The organism is Kribbella sp. (assembly GCF_035687465.1).
In the GTDB taxonomy this organism is placed as follows: Bacteria; Actinomycetota; Actinomycetes; order Propionibacteriales; family Kribbellaceae; genus Kribbella.
This window is the reverse complement of record NZ_DASRXP010000742.1, coordinates 1-6,189: the sequence shown is the minus strand read 5'-3', so window position 1 is coordinate 6,189 and position 6,189 is coordinate 1. Positions and strand designations below refer to the sequence as shown.

The window sequence follows — 6,189 nt, the reverse complement described above, 5'->3', positions numbered from 1 at the left end:
CCTGACGCGCCGGATCGCGTGCGAGGTCAACGAATGGACGATGGTCCTCGACCTGGTCGCCGCCGGCGCCGGCATCGCCCTCGTCCCCAACGGCCTCACCATCACCACCTGGTCCGGCGCCGCCGGGACAACCGGGTCCGGCACCGCCCGGTCCGGCGCCGTCGGGAGTCGTACTGGGCTCGTTTTGATTCCGCTTACTGGGGTCGAGTTGATGCGGCGGGTTGACCTGGTTCTGCCTCGGGGGCATGCCGCTACTCCCGCGGCACGCCGGTTCCTGGAGTACGTCGTACCGGGGGAATGACGGAGTACGTTGCGAACTCAGGGCAACGAGGGCTTGACCGGGGGTGATGTCGATGGGCAGGATCACCCCGGAACGCGGGCTGACAACCTTGTCATCGGGGCCGCGTAACTCTCTGGCGAAAGGCCGTCGGCCGGACGCCGGTCTGCCGTGCAAGGAGCGCTGATGAATCTCCGCCGCCCCCTGGGGCTCGTCACGTCTCTCGGGCTTGTTGTGACAATGACTGCCATGACGTCAGCGAGCGCCGCCGTACCTACTGGGACCGAGGCCGTTGCCCAGCCCCCTGTGACCCAGCCGGCCGTGGCCGGGTCCTCCTTCTTCACTTCGTTCGAACCAGGCCAGCCGCAACCCGGGTACACCGACGCGGTCGAGACCGGACCGGACGGCAAGCCCCGCGCCGACGGTGTGGAGGGACCGACGCCGACCGGGATCGGCGGCAGCGAGATGGACAAGGTCACCAAGGTCGAGGCGAACGGCGAGAACACCGGAGGCGGTGAGATCGCGTCGAACGTGGCCGACGGCGACAAGTTCACCAAGTGGCTCGTGTTCGAGCCGACCGGCTGGCTGACCTACGAGACCTCGGCCGCGGTGACGATCCGCAAGTACGCGCTGACCTCCGCGAACGACGCCGACGGCCGGGACCCGAAGAACTGGACCGTGTCCGGCTCGAACGACGGGACCACCTGGACCACCCTGGACACCCGGACCGACGAGTCCTTCGAGACCCGGTTCCAGACCAAGGAATACAGCTTCACCAACGAAACGGCGTACAAGTTCTTCAAGCTCGACATCACCCAGAACCACGGCGAGGGGATCGTCCAGCTCGCCGACTGGTACATCTCCAACGGCGCGCCGCTGCCGCCCCCTGGCGAGACGGCTGAGTCGCGGCTCGACTCCGGCCCGACGAGCGCGTACAACGCCCGGGCACGGACCGGCTTCACCGGCGTGAAGTCCTTCCGGTACGCCGGGCACCAGACCGCCGAGGGCCGTGGTTACACCTGGAACAAGATCGTCGACGTGGATCTCACCATCGGCAAGGACACCAGGCTCGCGTACAAGATCTTCCCCGAGCACGTCGAGGGTGACCTGAGCTACCCGAGCACCTACGCGGCGGTGGACCTCGCCTTCAGCGACGGCACCTACCTGAGTGACCTGAAGGCCAAGGACTACCACGGCTTCAAGCTCAGCCCGCGTGGTCAGGGCGAGGCGAAGGGGTTGTCCACAAACCAGTGGAACAACATCGAGGCCGACCTCGGCAAGGTCGCCGCCGGCAAGACGGTGAAGCGCATCCTGGTCGCGTACGACAAGCCGTCGGGTCCCGCGGACTTCCGCGGCTGGATCGACGACATCCGGATCAGCAAGGCGACCAACCCGGATGCCGCCGCGCAGAAGACGGCGAGCAAGCACCCGTCCGATCTCGCGATCACCACGCGCGGGACGAACTCCACCGGCGGATTCTCACGGGGCAACAACTTCCCGGCGACCGCAGTACCGCACGGCTTCAACTTCTGGACCCCGGTCACCAACGCGGGATCGACGTCCTGGCTGTACGACTACGCCAAGGGCAACAACGCGGAGAACAAGCCGGAGATCCAGGCGTTCTCGATCAGCCACGAGCCGAGCCCGTGGATGGGCGACCGGCAGACCTTCCAGGTGATGCCGTCCACCGCGGCCACTCCGACGGCGGACCGCGACGCCCGCGCCTGGGCGTTCAGTCACGACAACGAGACCGCCCTGCCGTACTACTACGGCGTCACCTTCGACAACGGCAACGCGGTCGAGCTGACCCCGACCGACCACGCCGCGATGCTGCGGTTCTCCTTCCCGGCGGGCAAGGCCTCGCTGGTCTTCGACAACACCAGCAACCTCGGCGGGCTCACGCTCGACCCGAAGACCGGCGTGGTGACCGGCTACAGCGACGTGAAGAGCGGGCTGTCCACAGGAGCCGGACGGCTCTTCGTGTACGGCGTGGTCGACCAGAAGGTGGTTGCCAGCGGCAAGCTCGCCAACGGCGGCGGCGCGAACGTGGGCGGCTACTTCTCCTTCGACCCGTCGGTGAAGCAGGTCCAGCTGCGGATGGCGACCTCGCTGATCGGCACCTCGCAGGCGAAGAAGAACCTGGAGCTCGAACTCGCGGCGGGCAGCAAGTTCGACAAGGTGAAGGACGCGGCCCAGCGCGCTTGGGACAACAGGCTGCGCACGATCGAGGTCGAGGGTGCGACGGCGGACCAGCTGACCACGCTCTACTCGAACCTGTACCGGCTGTTCCTCTACCCGAACAACGGCTCCGAGAACACCGGCACCGCGAAGAAGCCGGTGATCACGTACGCGTCCCCGGTGTCGCCCAAGGTCGGCACCGACACTCCGACCACCACTGGCTCGAAGCTGGTGGCCGGTCAGACGTATGTGAACAACGGGTTCTGGGACACGTATCGCACCGTCTGGCCGGCGTACAGCCTGTTCGCGCAGGACGAGGCCGCCGACCTGGTGAACGGATTCGTCCAGCAGTACAAGGACGGCGGCTGGATCTCCCGGTGGTCCTCACCGGGCTACGCGAACCTGATGGTCGGGACCAGCTCCGACGTGGCGTTCGCCGATGCCTATCTCAAGGGGATCAAGGGGATCGACGTCCAAGCGGCGTACGACGCGGCTCTGAAGAACGCCGCGGTCCGGCCACCGACCGAGAACGTCGGTCGCAAGGGCCTCGACCTGTCCGCCTTCAACGGCTACACGGCCAACACCACCGGTGAGGGCTTCAGTTGGTCGATGGACGGCTACATCAACGACTACGGCATCGCGAACCTGTCGAAGGCGCTGTACGACAAGGCGAAGAAGAACGACCCGCGCAAGCAGGAGTACCTGGACAACTACAACTACTACCTGAACCGGGCGCGCAACTACGTCACGCTGTTCGACCCGGCGCTGAACTTCTTCCAGGGCAAGGATCCGGCCGGGGTCTGGGGCAACTCCCCGACCACGTTCGACCCGCGCGACTGGGGTCACGACTACACCGAGACCAACGCGTGGAACATGGCGTTCTCGGTCCCGCAGGACGGCGCCGGCCTGGCTGCCCTGTACGGCGGTCGCGACGGCCTGGCGAAGAAGCTCGACGAGTTCTTCAGTACTCCGGAGGACGCCACCCACACCGGTGGCTACGGCGGCACGATCCACGAGATGCTCGAGGCCCGGGACGTCCGGATGGGGCAGTACGGGCACAGCAACCAGCCGTCGCACCACATCGCCTACATGTACGACTTCGCCGGTCAGCCGTCGAAGACCCAGGAGAAGGTCCGCGAGGTGCTGGACCGGTTGTACCTGGGTTCGGAGATCGGCCAGGGCTACCCCGGCGACGAGGACAACGGCGAGATGTCCGCGTGGTACCTGTTCAGCATGCTCGGGTTCTACCCCCTGCAGGTGGGATCTCCGACGTACGCGATCGGTGCCCCGCTGTTCACCAAGGCGACGGTGAATCTGCCGGGCGGCAAGAAGCTGGTGGTCAGCGCGCCGAAGAACAGCGCGAAGAACCTGTACGTCAAGGGCGTCAAGATCAACGGCAAGAAGTGGAGCTCGACCGCACTGCCCCACGACCTGATCGCGAATGGCGGCAAGATCGAGTTCGACATGACCGACAAGCCGTCGAGCTGGGGTACGGGCCGCAACGACGCTCCGCCGTCGATCACGAAGCCGGGCGAGGACCCGATGACGTGGCGCGATTCGACCGAGGATGAAGGCGCTGTCACGGCTGCCGGCGGGGTGGACGTCGCCGCGCTGACCGACAACGACTCGAAGAAGCAGGTGACGCTGACTGGGGCGACTCCGACCGTCACGGTCGCGCTGCAGCAGGGTCGCCCGGTCACGATGTACAGCCTGACCAGCGGAACCACCGGTACTGCGCCCTCGGCGTGGGTGCTGGAGGGTTCGAACGACGGGACCACCTGGGCGACTGTGGACAAACGCAGCGGACAGTCGTGGGCGTTCACGTCGTACACCAGGTCGTTCAGTGTCGCCTCGCCGAAGGCGTACACGCAGTACCGGCTGGTGATGACTCCGGCGGCCGGGTCCGACGGGGTGACGCTGGCCGAACTCGAGCTGCTCGGCACCCTGAAGGGCGTCGAGGCCGGCGTCCACCCGAGCGACCAGCGGGTGGCGGAGACCAAGCCGAGTCCGACGCCGTCACAGTCGATCGACCGCAACTTCGGCTGAGCAGAAAAGATATCCGGCGGAACCTGCCCCTGAAAGGTTCCGCCGGAGGTCTGCTCGTTCGAACAGATAAGGGAGGGGTGGCGACCCCGCCCGGCCGGCCACCCCTACCACCCGTACTGACGACCGGGCCGCCGGGAAGGTTGCCCCGAGCCAAATCTGTCCACATGCTGGACTTTCCGGCGTGGTCAGCCGGTCCAGCGGCCGGTGAAGAAGGCGGCGGCCCAGATGGCTGCGAGGGGTATCGCGACCGCGAGGTAGAGGCGGCCGAGCCAGGGTTTTCGGCTCATCAGCACGGCGAGGCCGATCCAGAGCGGCCACCACAGCAGGGTGGCGCGGGTCAGCGAGTAGACCCAGTACGACGTGACGAAGGCGGCGATCGTGCTCCCCACCCAGGCGGCCTCGCCCCAGGAGCGGCGCCAGAGCAACCACACCAGCAGCGCGAGTCCGATGAACAGGGCAACCAGTTCGGCCCGGAACATCCAGGTCCAGTCGGTCCGGTCGGCCGGGAAGTGGCCCTTGGTCGCCGCTTCGAAAGTGTGCACGATGGAGGTCCACGGCCAGGTGAACTCGCGCGCCCAGCCCTTCTCCTGCGCCGCCTGCCAGGCGAACCAGGAGCCGTGGATCTGCTTCAGGTACGCCATGAAGCCGAGCACCGGCACGGCCGGCAGCACCAGCCACGGCAGCGACAGCCAGTCCCGCTTCTTCGAGGTGACGAACTCGACCACCAGCGCGAAGGCGAGGAAGATCCCCGACACCCGCACGGTCGACGCCAGCGCGACGAAGATCGCCGCCCGGGCCCAGCGCCCCTGCCGCGCGGCGAGCCAGCCGGGGAACGCGAACGCGCAGAACAACGCCTCCGTGTACGGCGCGGCCAGGAACACCCCGACCGGCGCGGAGAACCACATCAGCGCCGCGTTCGGCCCCAGATTCCGCAGCTCCGGAAACTCGTACTGCGCCAGCCGGGCCAGCGCGACCCCGGCGAAGGCACTGGCGATCAGGGACACCAGCACGCCGCCGGCGACGTACCCGATCCCGGTCCAGCTCGCGACGCGCATCAGGATCGGCAGTCCCGGGAAGAACGCCGCCAGCGGTGCCCCGGAGGGCTCGCCGTTGTTGTACCCGAACTCCGCGATCGCCTTGAAGTGCCACACGTCCCACTGCAGCCAGGCATGCCAGATGTTGGGGTAGTCGGTCCCCCGGTTGAACAGCAGCGGCGCCGAGATCGACAGGACGAAGATCCCGATCCGACTGACCAGCCACCACCCGAGCGTCTCCCGGGCCATCAGGTCCGGCATCAATCGCCGGAGCCCACCGGCCGTCCCCGTACGAGCCCTCCTGGCCCGCCTCGGCCGCTCTCCCGCCGTCCGCTCAAACACGAACAGCGCCGCCCCGCTCCCACGTCAGGTTGAGAGGACGCGGAAACACCTGCCCGGGCGAATTCATGCCCCCATCGTGCCCCATCGCCCAGCACCCCTGTCGAATCGTATGGACCGCCCTGCGCACCTGGCCCTCAAAGCGCTGACGGCACCCCTCGGGATGCCGCCAGCGCTGATCATTGGTTATTCGGACTATTCGGGGTATCTGTTGGCCCAGTCGGAATAGTCGGCCAGGGAGGTTTCGGCGTCTTCGTCTTCGTCGGCTTCGAACTCGGTGACGACGGGCTCGTTGGCGAGGACGGGGGCGGGGTC

General features: G+C 67.2%; 3 protein-coding genes. 2 read left to right on the top strand and 1 reads right to left on the bottom strand.

The window, feature by feature from the left end:
- Together VFG33_RS40175 and VFG33_RS40170 are read left to right on the top strand one after the other, a co-directional pair.
- The coding region (locus VFG33_RS40175; protein ID WP_325058295.1) for a LysR family transcriptional regulator substrate-binding protein at positions 1-301 on the top strand (301 nt) is incomplete at its 5' end.
- A 225-nt stretch (positions 302-526) separates the two neighbouring features.
- Positions 527-4,501: a GH92 family glycosyl hydrolase gene (locus tag VFG33_RS40170; RefSeq protein WP_325058294.1), complete on the top strand. Its 3,975-nt coding sequence runs from the start codon at positions 527-529 to the stop codon at positions 4,499-4,501.
- Positions 4,502-4,686: 185 nt separating this feature from the next.
- On the opposite strand, the gene VFG33_RS40165 is transcribed toward VFG33_RS40170, so the two are convergent.
- A complete protein-coding gene (locus VFG33_RS40165) occupies positions 4,687-5,796 on the bottom strand; it encodes a mannosyltransferase family protein (RefSeq protein ID WP_325058293.1) in 1,110 nt (369 codons plus the stop codon).
- Between the last annotated feature and the right edge of the window lie 393 nt (positions 5,797-6,189).

What these genes read in the sequence shown, in the direction of transcription:
- VFG33_RS40170 (WP_325058294.1), top strand. Translation starts at nt 527, where the DNA reads ATGACGTCAGCGAGCGCCGCCGTACCTACTGGGACCGAGGCCGTTGCC.
- VFG33_RS40165 (WP_325058293.1), bottom strand. Translation starts at nt 5,796, where the DNA reads ATGCCGGACCTGATGGCCCGGGAGACGCTCGGGTGGTGGCTGGTCAGT.